Origin of the sequence: Microbacterium testaceum (genome assembly GCF_020781835.1) — a bacterium.
Lineage (GTDB): Bacteria > Actinomycetota > Actinomycetes > Actinomycetales > Microbacteriaceae > Microbacterium > Microbacterium testaceum_H.
In genome coordinates, this window is record NZ_JAJGNJ010000001.1 from 266,403 (window position 1) to 287,083 (window position 20,681).

A 20,681-nucleotide genomic window follows, 5' to 3' on the forward strand; every position below is an offset into this window, starting at 1 on the left:
TGGGCGCGGCTTCGCGCTGCCGCAGGGCGCGGCGGCAGCCCTAAACTGCATGCCATGCCCGGTGCCGGTGACGTCTCCCTCCCGCCCGGCGGCGTGCAGAAGCTGCTGAACAACAACGTCGTCGTGGCGATCGACGCCGATGGCCGCGAGCGGGTGCTGATGGGCCGCGGCATCGGGTTCCAGCTGAAGCACGACGGGCGCATCGACCCCGCGAAGGTCGAGAAGACCTTCGTGCTCGACCAGGCGAGCGACACCGCGCACGCGCGGAAGCTGCTCACCGACGCACCGTACGCGCTCGTGCAGGCCGTACTGCGAGCGGTCGACGAGGCCGAGCGGCAGCTGGGCCGCGACCTCGGCCGCCGGTTCCCCCTCGCCGTCATCGACCACGTGCACTACGTCGTGGAGCGACTGGACCAGGGGATCCGCATCCCCGGAACCTCGATGCCGGAGCTGCGCATCCTCCACCCCGAGGAGTCCCGGGTCGCCGAGCACATGGCCGCCTCGATCGCCGCCTCCCTCGATCGCGAGCTCCCGCCGGAGGAGGGCGTCTTCCTCACGATGCACCTGCTCAACGCCACCCGCGACGAGCCGAACGGCACCGCCGCGCTGCTCTTCCGACGGGTGCAGCACGTCGTACGGACGGTCGAAACGGGCCTGGGCACCGCGCTCGACACCGACAGCGCGGACTTCGCCCGGTTCATCCTGCACGTGCGCTTCCTCCTGCAGCGCCTCGTCGACCGGACCATGCTCGCCAGCGGCGACTCGTCGTTCTTCGAGTTCGCCAAGCACCGCTATCCGCGGTCGTACGGCATCGCCGAGGCGGTGAAGGCGTACGTGCTCGCGGCCACCGGATCAGCGCTCACCGATGAAGAGGTGCTGTACATGATCGTCCACGTCGAACGACTCGCGACGAGCATGGGCCGCGGATCCGACGGTGACACGGTCCCCGCGCCGGTGCTATAGTCGCCGACGCAGGCGTCACACCCTGCCGACGAATCTGGATTGTTACCGCGCGAGCGGGCAAGACCTGAACTCACATCGCTGACGAGCGATGAACGGGTTCGGGTCTTTTTTATTGCCCGAAACTCTCCGGATCGTCGACCACAGAACATTCGACAGGCCGCATCGATGCGGTGAAAGGCAGGCGGATTCCGATGGCGGATCACGCGAAGACGGCGGCGGGGGTTCTCGCCGGTGTCGGTGGAGAAAACAACGTCCACTCCCTCGTGCACTGCGCGACGAGGCTCCGATTCGTCCTGAAGGACGAGGGCAAAGCGGATGCCACGGCCATCCGCGCCGTCCCGGGCGTCATCACGACGGCCCAGGCGGGCGGCCAGTACCAGGTCGTCATCGGCAACGACGTCCCCGACGTCTACGCCGCGATCCAGTCGCAGACGAAGCTCGGCGGCGCGGGTTCCGACGGCGCCGACGAGGGCCCCAAGGGCAACCTCTTCAACCGCTTCATCAAGATGATCTCCGCGATCTTCACGCCGATCCTGTGGGCCCTCGCGGGCACCGGCCTGCTGAAGGCGTTCCTCGCCGCAGCGGTCACGTTCGGCTGGATCGACGCGACCACCACGACGTACACGATCCTCAACGCCCTCTCCGACGCCCTGATCAACTTCCTCCCGATGGCCCTCGCCATAACTGCGGCGCGGTACTTCAAGGCATCCGAGTTCACCTCGTTCGCGATCGCGGGCGCGCTCGTCTATCCGACGATCACGGCGTTGAACGGCCAGCCGGACATCACGTTCTTCGGCATCCCCGTGACGATGGTCAGCTACGTCTCGAGCGTCATCCCGATCATCGTGATCGTGTGGCTGCAGAGCTACGCCGAGCGCTTCCTGCTGAAGGTGCTCCCCGGCGCCGTGCGCCGCTTCCTCACCCCGATGATCGTCGTGTTCGTCGCCGTCCCCCTCGTCTTCCTCGCGATCGGCCCCCTCTCGAGCCTCATCGGCGGGGGCCTCGCCACCGCGATCGGGTGGGTCTTCCAGACGGTGCCGTGGCTCGGCGGCGCGATCATGGGCGGCCTGTGGCGGGTCTTCGTGATCTTCGGTCTGCACTGGGGCCTCGTGCCGCTGTTCCAGCTCGAACTGCAGACCACCGGACAGATGCTGCTCCTCGGACCCGTCTTCGCCGCGGTGCTCGCGCAAGCGGCCGCCGTCGCCGGCGTGCTCGTGCGCACGCGGAACAGGAACCTGCGCTCGCTCGCGGCTCCCGCGACCCTGTCGGGCTTCCTCGCCGGGATCACCGAGCCCGCGATCTACGGCATCAACCTGCCGCTCAAGCGCCCCTTCGCCTTCGGCATCGTCGGCGGTGCGCTCGGTGGCGCGATCATCGCGATGGGCGGGGTCTTCTCGACCGCGTTCGTCGTCCCCTCGGGCCTCGCGCTGACCGCGCTGCTCGGCAACGGCAACATGCTCATGCTCGGTATCGGCCTGGCGGTCGCGATCCTCGTCCCGTTCCTGCTCGTCGTGCTCGTCGGCTTCACGGACCCGGTGGACTCCACGGCTCCTGCCGCCACCGCCGCGACCGACACCGTCGTGCTGAACCCGGTCGACGGCACCGTCGTCGCCCTCGGGGAGGTTCCGGATGCCGCCTTCGCCGACGGCTCGCTCGGCCAGGGCGTCGCGATCCGTCCCACCTCCGGCGCGGTGTACGCCCCGTTCGACGCGACCGTGGTCGCGGCCTTCCCCACGGGACACGCGATCGGACTGCGCGGCGTCGACGGCGTCGAACTGCTCATCCACGTCGGACTGGACACCGTGAAGCTCGGCGGCGAGCACTTCTCGCTGAAGGTCTCCTCGGGCCAGGAGGTGAAGGCCGGTGACCTCCTGCTGGAGTTCGACGGCGACGCGATCGAGCGCGCCGGCTACGACCTGATCACTCCGGTCATCGTGACCAACGGCGACCTCTACCCCGACGTCGCCGACGTGGCATCCGGTCCGCTCTCGCATGGCGAGCCGCTGTTCCGTGCCGTGTCCGTCGACACCCTCACCTCCGCCCGCTGACGCGGGCCGCACCACCCAGGAGACACATCCATGACGACCACCTCCTTCCCCGACGGCTTCCTCTGGGGCGGCGCGACCGCTGCCAACCAGATCGAGGGGGCGTTCGACGAGGACGGCAAGGGACTCTCGGTGCAGGACGTGATGCCCCGCGGCATCTCGGGCCCGCGCACCGAGCGCCCCACCCCCGACAACCTCAAGCTCGTCGGCATCGATCACTATCACCGCTACGCCGAGGACATCGCCCTGTTCGCCGAGATGGGCTTCTCGGTGTACCGCTTCTCGATCGCGTGGAGCCGCATCTTCCCGAACGGCGACGAGACCGAGCCGAACGAGGCCGGCCTGGCCTTCTACGACCGCCTCCTCGACGAGCTCGACAAACACGGCATCCAACCGCTCGTGACGATCTCGCACTACGAGACGCCGCTGCACCTGGCGGAGGCGTACGGCGGCTGGACCAACCGCGCCTTGATCGGCTTCTACGAACGCTACGCCCGCACGCTGTTCGAGCGCTTCGGCAGCCGCGTGAAGTACTGGCTGACGTTCAACGAGATCAACTCGCTGTTACACGCGCCGTTCATGAGCGGCGGCATTCCGATCCCCGAGGGCGGCGTCCCCCGCCGGGAGTTGTACCAGGCGATGCACCACGAGCTGGTGGCATCCGCCCGCGCTACGCGCATCGCGCGCGAGGTCGCCCCCGAGGCCAAGGTCGGCTGCATGGTGCTGTCGATGCCGATCTACCCGCTGACGCCGTCGCCCGCGGACGCTCTCGCGGTGATGGATGCCGACCACGGCAACCTCGTCTACGGCGATGTCCACACGCGCGGCGAGTACCCCGGCTACTTCTTGCGGCGCCTCCGCGAGCAGGGGATCGCGCTCGACATCACCGATGAGGACCGCGACGACCTGCGGAACACCGTCGACTTCGTCTCGTTCAGCTACTACATGAGCGTCGCCGAGACCGCCGACCCCGAGAAGCGGGCCGCGGGCGAGGGGAACATCATGGGCGGCGTGCCGAACCCGACGCTGCCGGCCAGCGAGTGGGGCTGGCAGATCGACCCGGTGGGGCTGCGCCTCGTGCTCAACCAATTCTGGGACCGCTGGCAGAAGCCGCTGTTCATCGTCGAGAACGGTCTGGGCGCCCGCGATCAGCTCGTCGAGGTCGACGGCGAGAAGACGGTCGTGGACGACTACCGCATCGCCTATCTCAACGACCACCTGGCCCAGGTCGGCGAGGCGCTCGAGGACGGCGTCGACGTGCTCGGGTACACCTCGTGGGGCTGCATCGACATCGTCAGCGCCAGCACGGCGCAGCTGAGCAAGCGGTACGGTTTCATCTACGTCGACCGCAACGACGACGGCTCCGGTTCGCTCGATCGCTACCGGAAGAAGTCGTTCCACTGGTATGCCGACGTCATCCGGACCAACGGCGCGTCCCTGACCCGCTGATCCCCCAACGATCGGGGCGGCCCCCGGGGGGACAACCCCGGGCCCCCCCAGGGGGGGGGCCCAGAACCCCCTCGCCATCCCCGACCCGGGCTGCACAGCCCGGGGCCGCCCCTGTGGAGTGCACATGACCCGCATCGCCTTCCTCGACGTGGACGGCACGATCCTCGAGCACGGCTCGGTGATCGCCCCGTCCACGGTGACCGCCATCCGTCAGGCCCGCGCGAACGGACACCTCGTGTGGCTGTGCACGGGCCGCGCCGAGGGCGACATCCACCCCGAGGTGAAGGCGATCGGTTTCGACGGCGCGATCAGCAACGGCGGTGCGTACGCCTCGCGCGACGGCGAACTGCTCGTGCAGCACCCCATGCGCCGCGACGACGTGGCGGCGATGGAGGAGTACTTCGACGTCCACGGCATCCAGTACTTCCTCCAGACGCACGAAGCGGTGTTCGCCTCCCCCGGAATCGAGCCGGTGATGCGCGAATACGTCCGCGAGCGCCTGACCCGGCGCGCGGCGGAGATCGCCGCGCTCGGGCTCGACATCGAGCCGACCACCTCGATCCCGCGTGCCCGCCCCCTGTCCGAGGTCGATCGCGACCGCGTCGCCAAGGCCGTGTTCATCAGCCCCGCGCTCGACACCGTCGCGCACGCCGCCGTCGAACTCGGCGAGCGGTTCCACGTCATCCCGGGCTCCATCCCGCTGCCGGGCGGCTCCAACGGCGAGATCGGACTCAGCGGCGTCACCAAGGGATCGGCGATCGTCGAGGTGCTCGAACTGCTCGGAATCGACGCGGCGGATGCCATCGGCATCGGCGACTCCTGGAACGACGTGGAGATGTTCCAGGTCGTCGGCACCCCCGTCGCGATGGGCAACGCCGTGCCCGAGCTGCAGCGCCTCGCCGGCCGAGTGACGACCGCGGTGCTGGATGACGGCGTGCACAACGCTTTCACGGAGCTCGGCCTGATCTGACCCGAGCCTCGCCGCGCCGCCGCGCGTCAGCCGGCGTTGGCCCGGCGCGCGCTCGGCGCCCGCCCGGCTCCCGAGCGGGCGTGCGCGCGGCTCCCGAGCACGCATAAACGCGATCCGCGCGCATAAACGCGTGCGCAGCGCGTTTATGCGCGCGGATCGCGTTTATGCCATGTGCGCGCGGCGGCCCACGGCGCCATCGCGCGCGCCGCGGCCCAGCGCTCGCGCGCACGACGGCCCAGCATCGCGCGCGCCGTGGCCCAGCGTCCGCGCGCACGGCCGGCCCAGCGCGCGAGCCAGCGCGCGCCAGCGCGGGCGAGTGCGCCGCTACCGACCCGCCGGTGTCAGTCCAAAAAGATGTCGGGATACAGCGCCGCATCGGGGGTGCCGGGCACCGCGGCGTAGCCGGAGAAGTCCGTGACACCCGCGGCCTCGAGGACGTCCTCGACGATCAGCGTCCGTCCGGTCAGCTCGCGCGACGGGGAGGTCAGCACCTCGTACGCGGCGTCGGCGTAGATCTCGGGCGTGCGCGAGACGGCCATGAGCCGGTCGCCACCGATGACGTTCTGCACCGCCGCCGTCGCGATCGTCGTCCGCGGCCACAGCGTGTTCGCCGCGATCCCTTCGCCGGCGAACTCCTCCGCCATCCCGAGCGTCACCATCGTCATGCCGAACTTCGCCAGGCTGTAGCCGGTGTGCGCGCCCAGCCATCTCGGCGTGACGTTCAGCGGCGGCGAGAGCGAGAGGATGTGGGGGTTGGCGGCATCCTTCAGCTGCGGGATCGCCGCCCGCGAGAGCAGGAACGTTCCGCGCACGTTGACGTCCTGCATGAGGTCGTACTTCTTCGTCGCAAGATCCAGCGAACCCGACAGGTCGATGACGCTGGCGTTGTTCACCACGATGTCGACGCCGCCGAACTCCCCGACCGTGCGGAGGACGGCCTCGGTGATCGACTCCTCGTCGCGGACGTCGCCGACGATCGGCAGAGCGCGTCCGCCCGCGGCGCGGATCGCCTCGGCCGCGGTGTGCACGGTGCCCTCGAGCTTCGGGTGCGGAGTGTCGGTCTTGGCCAGCAGGGCGACGTTGGCCCCGTCGCGCGCGGCGCGCAGCGCGATCGCGAGACCGATGCCGCGGCTGCCGCCCGACATGAGGATCGTCTTCCCGGCGAGCGTCATGGGCGTCCTTTCGCAGAGGCGGCGGCGAAGGCGGCGATTCGCGCCCGAGCCTCCGGGGTGTCGAAGGCCGCGCCGATCGTGGCGGCCTCGTCGGCGAGGTTCTCGGCGAACCCGCGCCCGGAGCCGACGCGTACGAGCCGCGTGGCCTGACCGAACGCCGCGGCCGCGCCCTCCAGCCAGAACCGGGCGATCTCCTCGACCCGCGCCGTCAGATCCGTGGATGCCACGACCTCGGCGACGAGACCCCAGTCCCGGGCCTCCGTGGCGTCGAGCATGCGGTCCTGCAACAGCAGCTGCAGCGCGCGGCGCTGGCCGATCGCGGCCGGCAGCAGCGTCGAGACGCCGAGGTCGGGGGTGAGCCCGATGTTGGCGTACCGGCTGACGAAGCGGGCGTTCTCGCCGGCCACGACGTAGTCGGCGGTCAGCATGAGCCCCAGACCGCCGCCGGCGACCGCGCCCTGAACGGCGGCGACCATCGGCAGCGGCGCCTCGACGAACGTGCGGATGCCGTCATGGATGACCGCCGCCGTCTCCGTCACCACGGCACCCGAGGCGCCGCTGGTCGCCATGGCCACGACGTCACCGCCGGCGCAGAACGCGGGGCCCGTGGCATCCAGGATCACCGCCCCCACCGACGGGTCCGAGGTCACCTCGTGCGCGACCTCGCGCCAGCGGCGGGCCATCGGGAAGTCCATCGCGTTGAGCGAGGCGGGGCGGTCGAAGGTGACGCGCGCGAGGCCGCCGTCGACGCGGAGCCGGATGCCGTCGGTCATTTCGGCGCCATCCGGATCGCGCCGTCGAGGCGAATGGTCTCGCCGTTCAGATAACCGTTGTCGACGATCGTCAGCACGAGCCGCGCGTACTCGTCGGGGGCGCCGAGCCGCGAGGGGTACGGCACCTGCTGACCGAGCGAGTCCTGCGCGGCCTGCGGCAGCCCCTTGAGCATGGGCGTCTCCATGATGCCGGGGGCGATGGTGACGACCCGGATGCCGTGTCGGGCGAGCTCGCGGGCGATCGGCAGGGTCATCGCGTGCACGCCGCCCTTGCTGGCGGAGTACGCCGGCTGGCCGATCTGCCCGTCGAAGGCCGCGACGCTGGCGGTGTTGACGATGACGCCGCGGTCGCCGCTCCCGCTCGGCTCCTGCGCGGCCATGAGCGCGGCGGTCTGCGCGATCACGTTGTACGTGCCGACGAGATTGATGCGGACGAGCCGCTCGAAGTCGCCGAGCGGCGTCGGCCGTAAGTCACGGTCGAGGACCTTCGCCGGCGGGGCGATGCCCGCGCAGTTCACGACGACCCGCAGCGGGGACACCGCGGCGGCGGACGCGGCGGCGGCGGCGACCTGCTCGGCATCCGTGACATCCGCCGCGGCGAAGGCGCCGCCGATCTCGTCCGCGGCCTCGGCCCCGGTCGACGAGGGCAGGTCGACGATCGTCACGCGCGCGCCGACGGCGGCGAGGCGGCGGGCTGTGGCGAGTCCGAGCCCCGAGGCGCCACCGGTGACGAGGGCGGATGCACCCGTGATGTCCATGCGTTCTCCTTCGAAGCAGAAACCGAGTGTCACTCTACCCGGGACTCAGGTTCGGCGTGAGCGCACCCACGACCACGCGCGCGGACCCACCGGGTGGGTTCGCAGCGCAGCGGTGGCCGCGCCGTCGGCCAGGAGAGCGATCTCGTCCTCGCTCCAGCCCCGGGTCGCCCGCAGCCGGTCCGACAGCACGGCGACGGCCTGCGGCACGGACACCTCGACGCCGCGCGGCACATCGGCGGCGGCAGGATCGACCGACCGCCCCACCGACCGGAGGTCGCTGACAAGAGCACGGACCCGATCCGCTCCGTAGGCGGCGGATGCCAGACGCCAGTCGCCGACGACGACGATCGATCCCGAGACCGGGCGGGACGAGGGTTGACCGTTCCGGCTGCGCTCCGTCCGCAGTTGCAGCACCGCCACGCCGACGGCCAGCACGACGACCGAGCCGACGACGGTGGCGGGCACGAAGGAGAAGCCGATACGGTACGGCGGCGAGCCCCAACCGGTCACGATCGCGAAGCCGAGGCGCAACGCCGAGAACACGCCGTAGCCGCCGGCGGCGAGGGCGATCGTGCGGATCGGCCCCCATGGCTCGGCGGGCGATCGCGCCGCGGCCCACGCGCACACGCCACTGGCGATGGTCAGCACCGCCACCTTCACACCGAGCGATCCGGGCAGCGGGACGAGACTGGTCACGACACCCACGCCGATCGACACGACGAACGCCGCGACCGAGGGCCAGAGCACGCGACCTCCCCCGAGGGCGTGCACCGCGACGAACAGCAGGAACGGCACCAGCACCATGCACGTGTCGCCCACGGCGAGGCACGGCTGGCCACCCCCGTGTTCGTAGGCGATATAGAGGATGCTCGCCCCCACGGCCGCGATGCCGGCAGCCTCGGCGAATCGGAGGAACAGCGCGGAGGGGTCCGAGCTCCGCAGGAGCGGCACGGCCACGACCAGGACCGCGGCCACGACCGCGACGCTGATCCCGAGGAACACGAACAGCGGCCCCATTGGCACCCCTCTCCGGCCCTGACCGCGATGGGACGCGACGGCGCGGCCTTCAGCGTAGCCCGCGCCGTCGCCGCGGGCGTCGCGTTCACCGCATTGTTAGCCCCGGTCATCGTGCGCCTAGGCTCGAGGGATGGATTTCCACCTCCAGCGCGTCGATGTCGACGACCCGCGGGCGGTCGAGTTGCGCGGCATCCTGGATGCCGATCTCGACGAGCGGTACCGGGAGGCCGACGCCGATGATCCGCCCGGCATGGCGGAGGAGCGAGCGGAGGCCCTGGCCGTGCACGCCGACCAGGTCGTCGCGACCTTCCTCGCGGTGGATGCCGACGGCACCGCGCTCGGCCACGTGATGCTGCGGCGCCTGGACGAGGAGTGGGAGCTGAAGCGCCTGATCGTGACGGCCACCGCGAGGCGCCGCGGCGTCGGGCGCGCGCTGACGGACGCGGTGGTCGCGCGCGCCGCGGAGGGGGGCGCCCGTCGGGTGATCCTCCAGAGCGGGCGGATGCAGCCCGAGTCGCTCGCGCTGTACGTCGCGGCGGGGTTCACTCCCATCCCGGTCTACGAGCCCTACATCGCCACGATGCCGGAGTCCCTGTGCTTCGAGCGGGTGCTCTGACCCTCATCCGCCCACGAAGCGGAACGTCCCCGTCGCGACGGCGACGGTGAGCGCGACGCCGATCAGCACCACCGCGCCGACGAGGGCCCCCGCATCGCGCGGGTGCAGGCGCGAGGGTCGCGACCACGTGCGGTCGATGTCTGCGCCGAAGCCGCGCGCCTCCATCGCCGTGGACAGGGTGGTCCCGCGGCGCACCGCGAAGACGAGGAGCACGAACGCCATCGACAGGAATCGGCGCAGGGCACCGCGATCGCCGAGTCCGCGCGCCCGCCGGGCGAGTGTCATGGTCCGCCAGTCCTCGACGAACAGCCCCACGGTGCGGGCACCGGCGAGGACGCCCAGCACGAACCTGCTCGGCAGCTTCGCGACCTGCGCGAGGGCGTCGGCCAGCTCGGTCGGATCGGTGCGACCGAACAGCAGGATCGTGGGCAGACCGAGGGCGAGCACGCGCAGCATGACCGCGAGCGCCAGCGCGATCGAGTCGTCGCTGATCGTGGCGAACAGGAACCGGCCGTACACGGTGCCGCCGGGCCGGGCGTAGAGCAGCATGCTGAGCCCGGCGACCGGCGCGAAGACGACCACGGGAACGAGACGGCGCAGGATCGTGGCGACGGCGAGCCCGGTCAGGGGTATGCACAGCAGCTCGAGCACGATGGCCACCGACGCGCTGACGGGATCGAGGGTGGCGAACAGCGGGACCGAGAGCACGAGGGCGATGAGGATCTTCGTGACCGGGTTGACCCCGTCCAGCCACGACATCGTGCGCTCGCTCCGCGCGGTCGTCGCGGTCACGCCGCACCCCCCAGGGTGATGCGATGCTGCCCCAGGTGACGCACGACGTCGGCGTCGTGCGTGACGGCCACGACGGAGCGTCCGCGCTGGATCTCGCGCTGCAGCAGTCCCACCAGCTCGCCCCAGCCTCGGCGGTCCTGACCGAACGTCGGCTCGTCGAGCACGATCACCGCCGGCGAGGAGGCCAGGACCGTCGCCACCGACAGGCGGCGCTTCTGCCCGCCGGAGAGGGTGAACGGGTGGGCTTCGGCGAGGGATGCCAGATCGAGCCGTTCGAGCAGTTCGTCGACGATCGCGTCGACCTCGGCCGTCGGCATCCGTAGCGCCCGAGGTCCGACGGCGAGCTCCTCGCGCAGCGTCGGGGCGAGGAACTGATGCTCGGGTTCCTGGAACACCGTGCCGATGCGGGTGAGCAGGTCGGTGGACCGCCAGCGCGACGGGCGCCGCACCCCCCTCGCCGCCAGGCCCGGGGCGGAGACCACCTCGCCGTCGATCTCGGAAAGCAGCCCGGCGAGGGTGAGGGCGAGGGTCGACTTCCCCGCGCCGTTCGGGCCCGTGATCACCGTGCCCGCGCCCTCCGGGATCACCAGGTCCTCGGCCGTGAGCACCGGCGTCCGGCGCTCGCGACCGATCGTGAGCCCGGATGCCGAGAGCACGGCATCCGCCGTGGAGGATGCCGGGGCGAGCACGGGCAGGTCGACAGGGTGCCCCGGGACCCACACGCCGGCCGCCGCGAGCGCCGCACCGTGGGCGGCGAACACCGCGGCCGGCGGTCCATCGGCCAGCAGTCCCCCGCCGGGCGCGAGCACGATCACGCGCGTGACGAGGTCGGCCCACACAGCGGTGCGGTGCTCGATCAGCACGAGGGTGGTCTCCCCCTGAGCCAGGACGCGCTCGACGGCGGCGCGCACCTCGCCCACCCCGTCGGGATCGAGGTTGGCGGTCGGCTCGTCGAGCAGGAGCAGTCCCGGGCGCATGGCGAGCACACCGGCGAGCGCGAGCCGCTGCTTCTGCCCGCCGGACAGCGCCGCCGTACGCCGCTCGAGCGGCACGTCCAGACCCACGGATGCCAGGGCCTCCGCGACCCGGACGGGGATCAGGTCCGGGGGCACACCGAGGTTCTCGCAGCCGAACGCGACGTCGTCGCCGACCTTGGACAGCACGACACCGGCCTCGGGGTCCTGCAGGACGAGGCCGATGCGACCGCGCTGCCCCTCGGGAGCCTGCCCGTCCACGAGGATGCGGCCGGTGGCCTCGCCTTCGTCACTGCCGCCGAGCAGGCCCGCGAGTCCGGCCAGCAGCGTCGACTTGCCGGCGCCGGAGGCACCGAGGAGGAGCACCCGCTCGCCCGGTTCGATCGTCAGGTCGACGTCGCGGGTGGCCGGCAGCCGGCGACCGGCGTAGCGCCATCCCCACCCGTCGACCTCGACGCGCGCCGGGTGCGGCATCAGACCTCTCGTCGGCGTTCGCGTCCCGCGGCGAACCGGCTCAACGCCCCCGTGGCGGCGAGGGCGCGCACGAGGAGCCACCCGACGACGCCGCCCAGCACCGCGCCGGAGACGAGGAGCGTCCCGAGGTAGAGCAGGTTGAACTCGGCCGTCTTGACGATGTTGCCCGTGAAGAATTCCAGCACCCAGGCGCCGACGCCCGCGCCCGCGCCCGCGAGCATCGCGACCGGGAGCGAGAAGCGGAGGTAGAGGAAGGCGAGGAAGATCAGTTCGGCGCCGAGGCCCTGCGCGAGGCCCGAGTAGATCGTGCTGATGCCCCAGACGTTGCCGATGAGGGCGGAGACGACGGCGGCGACGAGCTCGACCAGCAGCGCGGCTCCGGGCTTGCGGATCACGAGTCCGCCGACGACACCGCCGAGCAGCCAGATGCCGACGGCGATGCCGCCGAGGCCGGGCGTGAGGCCGTCCATCGCGACGAACCAGAGCCCCCCGACGGTGTTCCAGGCCCAGAACACCAGGCCGATCGCGACGCCGAGCACGGCGGCGACCACGATGTCGACGACGCGCCACCGGAAACGGCCGGTCGTGGCGACGGCCGGGGCCGTCCGGGCAGACGTGGACGTGTGCATGTTCTCTCCTCCCTGCGCCGGCATGATCCGGATCAGGTTCGACGGTCGAAGCGTGGGTCGCTTCCTCTCAGCCCGGCTCACCGGACTCCCGTGGTTGTGGTTCCCGAGTATAGGCCGGTCGCCGGGGTAGCGTGGGCGGGTGCACGACCAGACCCCGGCCACGAGGCGAGAGCCGCGTGACGGGGTCGATCCCGAGCCCGAGGAGCCCACGGCGCCGGCGGAGCCCGCGGCGGAGGAGCTCGCGGGATCGGCATCGGCGTCGGCCGAGGCCGCAGGATCCGAGCGCGTCCTCATCGGCGCACCGGTCGCCCTCACGTGGGTCGACCCCGCGGCCGCCGCCGCACCGCGACCGGCGCCGGAGTTCGCGCTCACCCCGACCGGTCCACGCTCTCCCGACCTCCTCGCCGGACGCCGCCGTCGAGCGCTGCGGCCCGGCACGGTCGTCCCGCCCCTGCTCCTGCTGCTCCTCGTCGCCGTCTACGCGGCCGTCACGCTGCTGTGGCCTCTGAACGCCCTACCGCCGCGCGTCGTGCCGCTCGTCGTGCAGCCCACCGCCGCTCCCGCCGCCGCTCCCGCGTGGCCCGCGCAGGGCGAGGCCGCGGTCGCGGTGCAGGGCATGCCCGGAGTGCTGTCCTCCGCGGACGCGCCGGAGTCGATCGCGAGCATCACCAAGGTCGTCACAGCGCTGCTCGTGCTCGAGCGACTCCCGCTCGCGCCCGGCGAGCAGGGCCCGACGTACGCGTTCACCCAGGCCGACAGCGACGACTACTGGCAGTACCGCGCCCGTGGCGAGTCCTCCCTCGACGTCCCCGTCGACGGAACCCTCACCGAGCTGCAGATGCTGCAGGGCATGCTCATCGCCTCGGCGAACAACTACGCCCAGCGACTGGCATCCGATCTCTGGTCCTCCGATGCCGACTTCGCCGCGGCCGCCGAGCGCTACCTCGCCGACCGCGGCATCCAGGGCATCACGATCGTCAACCCCACCGGCATCGAGGAGGGCAACACCGCCACCCCCGCGGCCCTCATCGCCCTCGCCCAGAAAGCGCTGCAGAACCCCGTGATCGCCGAGATCGTGCGCACGCCCGAGCTGACGCTCCCCGGCGCGGGATCGTTCCGCAACGGCAACCCGCTGCTCGCCGACCCCGGCGTCGTGGGCATCAAGACCGGGACGCTGGATGCCTGGAACCTTCTCTCGGCGAAGGACCTCACGGTGGGCGGGACCACCGTCCGCGTCTACGCCGCGGTGCTCGGACAGCCGGGGCCCGACTCGCGCGACCAGGCGAGTCGCGACCTCTACACGCGCATGGCCGAGGAGGTGCAGCTGCGCACGTCCGTGCCGGCGGGGACCGTGGTCGGCAAGGTCTCGACGCTGTGGGGCGAGGACGTCTCCCTCGTCACCGCCGAGGACGCGCAAAACGTGCTGTGGAACGGCGCGAGCGCGACGCCCGGCACCTCGTTCACGCTCGGAGAGGCGCGCGATGCGGGCGAGACCGTCGGCGAGCTGGTCACCACCGGTCCGCTCGACGCCGCCACGGTCGACGTGCAGCTGCGAAGCGACATCGAGCCGCCGAGCCCCTGGTGGCGGCTGACGCATCCGCTCGATCTCCTGGGCCTGAACGACTGACGGACGCGGCGGACGCCTGTGCTACGGTCGCCGCAGTGACACGGGGTGCCCCACGGGGCTGAGAACACACCCGTCGAACCTGATCTAGTTCGTACTAGCGAAGGGATGTCGCGAATGGTCGTTCGCACGTCGTCGTCTCCGTCCACCGCCCTCGCCGACCTGCGGGACTCGCCACCGCTGGTGCAGTGCATCACCAACGCCGTGGTGACCAACTTCACCGCCAACGCGCTGCTCGCCCTCGGGGCCTCACCGGCGATGTGCGACATCCCGGGCGAGGCCGGCATGTTCGCCGATCTCGCCGGAGGCGTCCTGGTGAACCTCGGCACGCCGACCGCCGAACAGCGTGACGCGGCCCGGGAGGCCGTCGCCGCGGGCACGCCGTGGGTGCTCGACCCGGTCGCCGTGGGTGCGCTGCCGGTGCGCACCGCCCTGGCCCGAGAGCTCCTGGATGCGCGGCCCGCCATCGTGCGCGGCAACGCCTCCGAGATCCTCGCCCTGGCCGGAGCGGGGGCCGGGGGCCGGGGAGTCGACTCGACCGACACGCCCCACGACGCCCTCGACGCGGCCCGGGCCCTGGCCGCACGGACCGGCGGAACGGTGGCCGTCTCGGGCGCGGTGGATCTGATCGTGGATGCCGAGCGCACCACGCACGTGGCCGGGGGCAGCGTCCTGCTCACCCGCGTCACCGGCGGCGGGTGCGCCCTGGGCGCGGCGATGGCGGCGCTGCTCGCGGTCACCGACGCAGGCACCGCCGCGACGACCGCGAGCGTGATCTGGGCGGTGGCGTCCGAGCGGGCCGAGGCGTCCTCGAGCGGACCGGGGTCCTTCGCCATCGCTTTCCTCGACGCCCTCGCCGCGATCGAGCCCGCCGACCTCGAGGGCCGGGTCGCGGCGTGAGCGGGCACGACCTCTCGCTGCACCTCGTGACCGACCACCGGATGCCGTTCGCCGAGGTCGCGGACGTCGTCGACGCTGCCGCGAGCGCCGGAGCCGGAGTGGTGCAGTTCCGCGACAAGACGGCGAGCGGCCGCGACCTCTTCGATCGTGTCCTGGCCCTCGCCGACGTGATCTCCGGACGCGCGACCTTCGTCGTCGACGATCGTGTGGACGTCGCGCTCGCGGCCCGGGCGATGGGCGCGCGCGTCGACGGCGTCCACCTCGGTCAGAGCGACCTGCCGGTCGTGGCCGCGCGTCGGCTGCTCGGCCCCGAGGCCCTGATCGGGTGGACCGCCCACACCCCCGCGCACGTGGCGGCCGCGGCCGAACTGCCTGCGGGCACCGTGGACTACCTCGGGGTCGGGGTCATCCGCGCCACCGCGACCAAGCCCGACCACCCGCAGCCCCTCGGGATCGGCGGTTTCGCCGGGCTGGCGGCATCCACCCCTCTCCCGTGCATCGCGATCGGCGGGGTCGAGGTCGACGACGTCGCGGCGCTCCGGCGGGCCGGGGCGGCGGGAGTCGCCGTCGTCTCGGCTGTGAGCGGCGCGGACGACCCGGCGGCGGCGACGCGCGCGCTGCGCGAGGCGTGGGCATGATCCCCCGCGTGCTGAGCATCGCCGGGACGGACCCGACCGGGGGTGCCGGCATCCAGGCCGATCTGAAGGCGATCTCCGCATTCGGCGGCTACGGGATGGCGGTCGTCACCGCCCTCGTCGCGCAGAACACCCGGGGGGTCCGCCAGGTGCACGTGCCGCCGACGGCCTTCCTGGCCGCACAGCTTCGCGCGGTGAGCGACGATGTCGAGATCGACGCGGTGAAGATCGGGATGCTGGGGTCGGCCGACGTCGTCGCGGTCGTGACCGCGTGGCTCGCCGAGGCGCGCCCGCCGGTGATCGTGCTCGATCCCGTCATGATCGCCACGAGCGGAGACCGTCTGCTCGACCCCGACGCCGAAGCGGCCGTGCGCGACCTGTGCCGTCTCGCCGACCTCGTCACCCCGAACCTGCCCGAGCTCGCTGTGCTCGTCGACGACTCCGTCGCTCCCGACTGGGAGGTCGCGGTCGCGCAGGCGCGGACACTCGCGACCCGCGCGGACACCGCGGTGCTGCTGAAGGGCGGGCACCTGTCGGGTCCGGACAGCCCGGATGCCATCGTCGACGCCACGGGCGTGCACCCGGTGCCGGGCCGCCGGGTCGACACCCCGCACACGCACGGCACCGGATGCTCGCTGTCGTCCGCGATGGCGACCCTCGCCGGACAGGGCCTCGCGTGGCCCGCGGCGCTCGCACGCGCCAAGCGATGGCTCACCGGCGCCCTCGAACACGCCGCCGACCTCCACGTGGGGCGCGGCAACGGCCCGATCGACCACTTCCACGAGTTGCGGCCCCACCTCGACCTCGGCACGTCGTGGAGCGCCCAGCGGTGGGCGGCCACCGCAACGGTGCGCGCGGACGTCGACGCCTGCGCGTTCGTGCTGGGTCTGGCATCCGGCGACCTGGAACGCTCCGTCTTCGATCGGTACCTGGGCCAGGACCTGCTCTACCTCCGCGAGTACGCCCGTGTGCTCGCGCACGCCGCGGCACTGGCCCCGACGACCGAGGAGCAGCGCTTCTGGGCGACCGCGTCGGCGTCGTGCCTCGCCGAGGAAGCAGCACTCCACGAGAGGCACGTGGATGCCACCGGCCTCGCTCCCGCACCCGCCACCACCGCCTACACCGACCACCTGCACGCCGTCGCGGCTCGAGGTTCCTACGCGGTGCTCGTCGCGGCGGTGCTGCCGTGCTTCGCGCTGTACACCGACATCGGCGCGCGCTGGCGCGGCGGGTTCGCGCCCGACCACCCCTACGCCGATTGGCTCACGGCGTACGGCGACGAGGCGTTCGCGGCGTCGTCCGCCACGGCCGCGGACATCGCGGATGCCGCCGCCCGGACGGCGTCCCCCGCCGTCCGCGCCGCGATGGCCGAGGCCCACGACCGGTCGATGACGCTGGAGCTGGCGTTCTTCGAAGCACCGCTGCGGGGCGACGGAGGTGTGCCGAACTCCTGAGTCTCGGCGTCGACGACGCCTCTCAACGCATCGCGAGGGCCGCGAGCGGCTCAGATATCCGGAGTCCGGCCCGACCTGCGGCGGAGCGGATCAGCCGCTCTTGCGGCGGAACTCCCGCTTCGTGACGGCTCCGTGGGTGCCCTGCACGGCCGAGTGACCGTCCAGGTGAGCCTGACCCGACCGCTGCTGCCCGTTCTTCTTGGCCAGGGCTTCCTTGAACTTCCGCTTCATCTCGTCGGCTGCCGTGGCATCCGGGGTCTCGTCCGTACTCATGTGCCCACCCTAGGCACGTCCGCACAGTGGCGCGCCGCCCGATGTGCCCCACCCGGGTGAGACGGGCGCGGTGCGGGTGAGCGGGGCATCCGCGCGCTCACTTCACTTCCTCGTCGGCGGCGTCGACCGTCGGCGCTTCGGGAGCGTCCTTCGCCGGCCCGATGCCCACGGGGACACCCGCCTCCGGATGATGGAGGTCGAACGCCGGTCGCTCGCTGCGGATGCGCGGGATCGCGGTGAAGTTGTGCCTGGGCGGCGGGCACGACGTCGCCCACTCCAGGGACGCGCCGTACCCCCAGGGGTCGTCCACCGTGATCGCGACGCCGCGACGGGCCGTCAGCCACACGTTGAGCAGGAACGGCAGCATCGATGCGCCGAGGATCATCGCGCCGACGGTGGAGAGCTGGTTCTGCCAGGTGAACAGATCCTGCGACGAGTAATCGGCGTAGCGCCTGGGCATCCCCTCCACACCGAGCCAGTGCTGGATGAGGAAGGTCATGTGGAACCCGACGAACAGCATCCAGAAATGCACTTTCGCGAGGCGCTCGTTCAGCATGCGGCCCGTCCACTTCGGCCACCAGAAGTAGAACCCGGCGAACATCGCGAACACCACCGTCCCGAACACCACGTAGTGGAAATGGGCGACGACGAAATACGTGTCGTGCAAGTGGAAGTCCAACGGGGGCGACGCCAGGATGATCCCGGTCAATCCACCGAAGACGAAGGTCACCAGGAACCCGATGACGAACATCATGGGCGACTCGAAGGTGACCGATCCTCGCCACATCGTGCCGATCCAGTTGAAGATCTTCACACCCGTGGGCACCGCGATCAGCATCGTCATGAGGGCGAAGAACGGCAACAGCACCCCACCGGTCGCGTACATGTGATGCGCCCAGACGGCGACCGACAGGGCCGCGATCGCGATGGTGGCGTAGACGAGCGTCTTGTACCCGAAGATCGGCTTGCGACTGAACACCGGCACGACCTCGCTGATGATGCCGAAGAACGGCAGCGCGATGATGTACACCTCGGGGTGCCCGAAGAACCAGAACAGGTGCTGCCACAGCAGCACACCGCCCGCCTCCGGCAGGAAGATCTGCGCTCCGAGCACACGGTCGGCGGCGGCGGCGAACAGGGCGGCGGCCAGCACTGGGAAGGCCAGGAGCACCAGGATGCTGGTGATGAGGACGGTCCAGGTGAAGATCGGCATCCGCCACATCGTCATGCCGGGGGCGCGCATCGTCAGCACCGTCGTGATGAAGTTGACGGCACCCAGGATCGTGCCGAAACCGCTGATGCCGAGACCGAGGAACCAGAGATTGCCCCCGACCCCCGGATGGAACGTCGCATTCGCAAGCGGTTGGTAGGCCGTCCACCCGAATCCGGCCGACCCCTGGGGCGTGAGGAAACCCGAAACGGCGATGGTCGAGCCGAAGAGGAACAGCCAGTACGCGAAGGCGTTCAAACGCGGGAACGCCACGTCGGGCGCCCCGATCTGCAGCGGCAGCAGCGCGTTGGCGAAGCCCGCGAACAACGGCGTCGCGAACATGAGCAGCATGATCGTGCCGTGCATCGTGAACAGCTGGTTGTACTGCTCTTTGGTCGGGACGATCTGCATCCCGGGCTCGAAGAGCTCCGCGCGGATGATGAGCGCCATCAGGCCGCCGAGCATGAAGAACAGCAGCGCCGCGATGATGTACAGGAACCCGATCGTCTTGTGGTCGGTCGAGGTGATCCAGCGGACGACGACGTTGCCCTTCGCCTCGACGCGGCTGCGGTTCAGCAGCGCAGCCTGCGCCGCCGGCATGGTCGCCGGACGCGTTCCAGCCCTTTCGGTGGTCTCGCGGGTGGTCGCCATTCGGAGCCTCTTTCGTCCGGTGCAGGACGGGCGGAGGCGAGGGAGGGAGATTCGCCGAAGACCCGTGCCCGGACGTTAGGAACCGCGCACGCTCACCGGCGACGCCCTTGCCGCGAAGGGGGCCATACGGTATCGACTGCGCGGACCGGCCGCGCGGTCGTCAGACGTGGCGCACGCGCTGCTGCAGCCGGGTGCGGATGTCGAACAGCTCGGTGCCGCCGACCTCGCGCGCACCCGGGATGCCGCGGAGCAGCAGCGTCGTGAGGGCGCTGCGCTGCACCAGCACGACCGGGGTGCCGCGGACCTTGCCGAGGACGGTGACCGCGTCGAGGATCGCGTCGTCGGGCAGCACGACCATCGCGCCGCTGAACCGGACGCCGGCGGCCCGGGCGATGACGCGAGCGCGCGAGACGAGCTGCGTCACCGGCGCACCGATGACGTTCGGCCCGGAGATCTCGCCGCGGCGCACGCCCACCGGCCCGCCGAAGTCCTCGCTGAGCATCGCGTACAGCCCGCTCGGACCGAGCACGAGGTGGTCGATCTTCTGCTCCGGATCGACGCCGTCGCGGTCGGCGAAGACGTCGTGCCAGACGGTGTACCCCATGCCGAGGTCGGAGACGAGGCGCGCGGTCTCCTCCTCGGCGAGCGCATCGGCGAGGATGTGCCGGATCTCGGGCGGTGCCGACCGCACGAGCGCGGGGTCGTAGGGGTCGGCGACCTCGACACCGCGACCCACCCACTCGCGGATCAGCGAAAGGTACCGTTCCCGCCGCCACCCGCCGGGGTGACCGTAGGCGCGCGCCCGGGGCCGGGTGTCGGGACGGGGAGCGGCGGATGCCGTGGCCCCACCCCACTCGGACGACGCGTGTCCGCGCCCGCGGTCGTAGGCGGCGCGGGCCTCGGGGGTGCCGACCAGCTCCCACGCACGCTGCACCTGCACGAACATCGCGGCGTCGCCGCCGGTGTCCGGGTGGGTCTCGCGCAGGCGGACGCGGTAGGCGCGCCGCAGGCCCTCGTCGTCGACGTCGACGTCGACGCGGAGCACCTCGTACGCCGAAAGCGACATGGGACTGTCGAACACGCCTTGATCCGTTCCGCCGCTCGGGCGCGGCATCCCTCAGGTTATCGGCCGCCGTCTGTGCGGACACCGGGATCGGCCCGAGGTTTCGCTGACCGCGGCGCGCCTCCGGCACAACCCGGCCCCACCACCCCACCCGGCACCCATCGGCCGATTCCGCAGGAGTTGTGCGGGACCGGCCCCTCCGCACAACTCCGGCACAACCGCACAATGCGCCGCATCCG

General features: G+C 71.5%; 19 protein-coding genes and 2 riboswitches. Of the genes, 9 read left to right on the forward strand and 10 right to left on the reverse strand.

Annotated features, from left to right (window positions below):
* The first annotated feature begins 54 nt into the window (after positions 1-54).
* The 4 genes from LL239_RS01290 to LL239_RS01305 all read left to right on the forward strand — a co-directional run bounded on the left by LL239_RS01290 (position 55) and on the right by LL239_RS01305 (position 5,427).
* Positions 55-963, forward strand: a complete 909-nt coding sequence (locus LL239_RS01290; RefSeq protein WP_228161626.1) for a PRD domain-containing protein — start codon at positions 55-57, stop codon at positions 961-963.
* Between the two features lie 191 nt (positions 964-1,154).
* On the forward strand, positions 1,155-3,011 hold the full coding sequence (locus tag LL239_RS01295) for a beta-glucoside-specific PTS transporter subunit IIABC (RefSeq protein WP_228161627.1): 1,857 nt from the start codon (positions 1,155-1,157) through the stop codon (positions 3,009-3,011).
* A 30-nt stretch (positions 3,012-3,041) separates the two neighbouring features.
* On the forward strand, positions 3,042-4,457 hold the full coding sequence (locus tag LL239_RS01300; RefSeq protein WP_228161628.1) for a glycoside hydrolase family 1 protein: 1,416 nt from the start codon (positions 3,042-3,044) through the stop codon (positions 4,455-4,457).
* A gap of 124 nt (positions 4,458-4,581) precedes the next feature.
* Positions 4,582-5,427 (forward strand): Cof-type HAD-IIB family hydrolase, encoded by an 846-nt coding sequence (locus LL239_RS01305; RefSeq protein WP_228161629.1) that lies wholly within the window; start codon positions 4,582-4,584, stop codon positions 5,425-5,427.
* 341 nt (positions 5,428-5,768) lie between these two features.
* On the opposite strand, the gene LL239_RS01310 is transcribed toward LL239_RS01305, so the two are convergent.
* From LL239_RS01310 to LL239_RS01325, 4 genes are read right to left on the reverse strand one after another with little or no spacing between them, the layout of a single operon-like run.
* The gene (locus tag LL239_RS01310) at positions 5,769-6,599 is read right to left on the reverse strand and encodes an SDR family oxidoreductase (protein WP_228161630.1); all 831 of its coding nucleotides are present in this window, start codon (positions 6,597-6,599) and stop codon (positions 5,769-5,771) included.
* Positions 6,596-7,372 (reverse strand): enoyl-CoA hydratase/isomerase family protein, encoded by a 777-nt coding sequence (locus tag LL239_RS01315; RefSeq protein WP_228161631.1) that lies wholly within the window; start codon positions 7,370-7,372, stop codon positions 6,596-6,598. The genes LL239_RS01310 and LL239_RS01315 overlap by 4 nt, the downstream gene beginning before the upstream one ends.
* A complete protein-coding gene (locus tag LL239_RS01320) occupies positions 7,369-8,130 on the reverse strand; it encodes an SDR family NAD(P)-dependent oxidoreductase (RefSeq protein ID WP_228161632.1) in 762 nt (253 codons plus the stop codon). Before LL239_RS01320 ends, LL239_RS01315 begins: the two co-directional genes overlap by 4 nt.
* Before the next feature lie 45 nt (positions 8,131-8,175).
* Positions 8,176-9,147 carry a hypothetical protein gene (locus tag LL239_RS01325; RefSeq protein WP_228161633.1) on the reverse strand — a complete coding sequence of 324 codons (972 nt, stop codon included), beginning with the start codon at positions 9,145-9,147 and terminating at the stop codon, positions 8,176-8,178.
* Between the two features lie 130 nt (positions 9,148-9,277).
* On the opposite strand from LL239_RS01325, the gene LL239_RS01330 reads away from it, so the two are divergent.
* A complete protein-coding gene (locus LL239_RS01330) occupies positions 9,278-9,763 on the forward strand; it encodes a GNAT family N-acetyltransferase (RefSeq protein WP_228161634.1) in 486 nt (161 codons plus the stop codon).
* Positions 9,764-9,766: 3 nt separating this feature from the next.
* Here LL239_RS01330 and LL239_RS01335 read toward each other — a convergent pair whose 3' ends face one another.
* From LL239_RS01335 to LL239_RS01345, 3 genes are all read right to left on the reverse strand, one after another.
* The gene (locus LL239_RS01335; RefSeq protein WP_228161882.1) at positions 9,767-10,522 is read right to left on the reverse strand and encodes an energy-coupling factor transporter transmembrane component T family protein; all 756 of its coding nucleotides are present in this window, start codon (positions 10,520-10,522) and stop codon (positions 9,767-9,769) included.
* 29 nt (positions 10,523-10,551) lie between these two features.
* Positions 10,552-12,003 carry an ABC transporter ATP-binding protein gene (locus LL239_RS01340; protein WP_228161635.1) on the reverse strand — a complete coding sequence of 484 codons (1,452 nt, stop codon included), beginning with the start codon at positions 12,001-12,003 and terminating at the stop codon, positions 10,552-10,554.
* Positions 12,003-12,632: an ECF transporter S component gene (locus LL239_RS01345; RefSeq protein WP_228161636.1), complete on the reverse strand. Its 630-nt coding sequence runs from the start codon at positions 12,630-12,632 to the stop codon at positions 12,003-12,005. Before LL239_RS01345 ends, LL239_RS01340 begins: the two co-directional genes overlap by 1 nt.
* A riboswitch (TPP riboswitch) is annotated at positions 12,625-12,734 on the reverse strand. (Overlaps the previous gene by 8 nt.)
* A gap of 37 nt (positions 12,735-12,771) precedes the next feature.
* On the opposite strand from LL239_RS01345, the gene LL239_RS01350 reads away from it, so the two are divergent.
* The 4 genes from LL239_RS01350 to LL239_RS01365 all read left to right on the forward strand — a co-directional run bounded on the left by LL239_RS01350 (position 12,772) and on the right by LL239_RS01365 (position 17,245).
* Positions 12,772-14,259 carry a D-alanyl-D-alanine carboxypeptidase family protein gene (locus LL239_RS01350; protein WP_228161637.1) on the forward strand — a complete coding sequence of 496 codons (1,488 nt, stop codon included), beginning with the start codon at positions 12,772-12,774 and terminating at the stop codon, positions 14,257-14,259.
* 31 nt (positions 14,260-14,290) lie between these two features.
* Positions 14,291-14,382: riboswitch (TPP riboswitch) on the forward strand.
* Positions 14,374-15,156 carry a hydroxyethylthiazole kinase gene (gene thiM / locus LL239_RS01355; RefSeq protein WP_228161638.1) on the forward strand — a complete coding sequence of 261 codons (783 nt, stop codon included), beginning with the start codon at positions 14,374-14,376 and terminating at the stop codon, positions 15,154-15,156. (Overlaps the previous riboswitch by 9 nt.)
* Complete coding sequence (thiE, locus tag LL239_RS01360; protein WP_228161639.1) at positions 15,153-15,794, forward strand: thiamine phosphate synthase; 642 nt, start codon at positions 15,153-15,155, stop codon at positions 15,792-15,794. The genes thiM and thiE overlap by 4 nt, the downstream gene beginning before the upstream one ends.
* Positions 15,791-17,245, forward strand: coding sequence for a bifunctional hydroxymethylpyrimidine kinase/phosphomethylpyrimidine kinase (locus tag LL239_RS01365; RefSeq protein ID WP_228161640.1), 1,455 nt, complete (start codon positions 15,791-15,793; stop codon positions 17,243-17,245). The genes thiE and LL239_RS01365 overlap by 4 nt, the downstream gene beginning before the upstream one ends.
* A gap of 90 nt (positions 17,246-17,335) precedes the next feature.
* Here LL239_RS01365 and LL239_RS01370 read toward each other — a convergent pair whose 3' ends face one another.
* The 3 genes from LL239_RS01370 to LL239_RS01380 form a co-directional block, all read right to left on the reverse strand.
* On the reverse strand, positions 17,336-17,518 hold the full coding sequence (locus tag LL239_RS01370; protein ID WP_228161641.1) for a DUF5302 domain-containing protein: 183 nt from the start codon (positions 17,516-17,518) through the stop codon (positions 17,336-17,338).
* A 97-nt stretch (positions 17,519-17,615) separates the two neighbouring features.
* On the reverse strand, positions 17,616-19,379 hold the full coding sequence (gene ctaD, locus LL239_RS01375; protein ID WP_374197603.1) for an aa3-type cytochrome oxidase subunit I: 1,764 nt from the start codon (positions 19,377-19,379) through the stop codon (positions 17,616-17,618).
* Positions 19,380-19,539: 160 nt separating this feature from the next.
* Positions 19,540-20,460, reverse strand: coding sequence for a DnaJ domain-containing protein (locus LL239_RS01380; protein ID WP_228161642.1), 921 nt, complete (start codon positions 20,458-20,460; stop codon positions 19,540-19,542).
* Positions 20,461-20,681 lie beyond the last annotated feature (221 nt).

Coding starts and splice junctions, on each gene's coding strand:
- LL239_RS01335 (WP_228161882.1), bottom strand. CDS start 10,522: ATGTCGTGGCTGGACGGGGTCAACCCGGTCACGAAGATCCTCATCGCC.
- LL239_RS01340 (WP_228161635.1), bottom strand. CDS start 12,003: ATGCCGCACCCGGCGCGCGTCGAGGTCGACGGGTGGGGATGGCGCTAC.
- LL239_RS01365 (WP_228161640.1), top strand. CDS start 15,791: ATGATCCCCCGCGTGCTGAGCATCGCCGGGACGGACCCGACCGGGGGT.
- LL239_RS01315 (WP_228161631.1), bottom strand. CDS start 7,372: ATGACCGACGGCATCCGGCTCCGCGTCGACGGCGGCCTCGCGCGCGTC.
- LL239_RS01370 (WP_228161641.1), bottom strand. CDS start 17,518: ATGAGTACGGACGAGACCCCGGATGCCACGGCAGCCGACGAGATGAAG.
- LL239_RS01320 (WP_228161632.1), bottom strand. CDS start 8,130: ATGGACATCACGGGTGCATCCGCCCTCGTCACCGGTGGCGCCTCGGGG.
- LL239_RS01325 (WP_228161633.1), bottom strand. CDS start 9,147: ATGGGGCCGCTGTTCGTGTTCCTCGGGATCAGCGTCGCGGTCGTGGCC.
- thiM (WP_228161638.1), top strand. CDS start 14,374: ATGGTCGTTCGCACGTCGTCGTCTCCGTCCACCGCCCTCGCCGACCTG.
- LL239_RS01290 (WP_228161626.1), top strand. CDS start 55: ATGCCCGGTGCCGGTGACGTCTCCCTCCCGCCCGGCGGCGTGCAGAAG.
- LL239_RS01300 (WP_228161628.1), top strand. CDS start 3,042: ATGACGACCACCTCCTTCCCCGACGGCTTCCTCTGGGGCGGCGCGACC.
- LL239_RS01310 (WP_228161630.1), bottom strand. CDS start 6,599: ATGACGCTCGCCGGGAAGACGATCCTCATGTCGGGCGGCAGCCGCGGC.
- LL239_RS01345 (WP_228161636.1), bottom strand. CDS start 12,632: ATGCACACGTCCACGTCTGCCCGGACGGCCCCGGCCGTCGCCACGACC.
- LL239_RS01295 (WP_228161627.1), top strand. CDS start 1,155: ATGGCGGATCACGCGAAGACGGCGGCGGGGGTTCTCGCCGGTGTCGGT.
- LL239_RS01305 (WP_228161629.1), top strand. CDS start 4,582: ATGACCCGCATCGCCTTCCTCGACGTGGACGGCACGATCCTCGAGCAC.
- ctaD (WP_374197603.1), bottom strand. CDS start 19,379: ATGGCGACCACCCGCGAGACCACCGAAAGGGCTGGAACGCGTCCGGCG.
- LL239_RS01330 (WP_228161634.1), top strand. CDS start 9,278: ATGGATTTCCACCTCCAGCGCGTCGATGTCGACGACCCGCGGGCGGTC.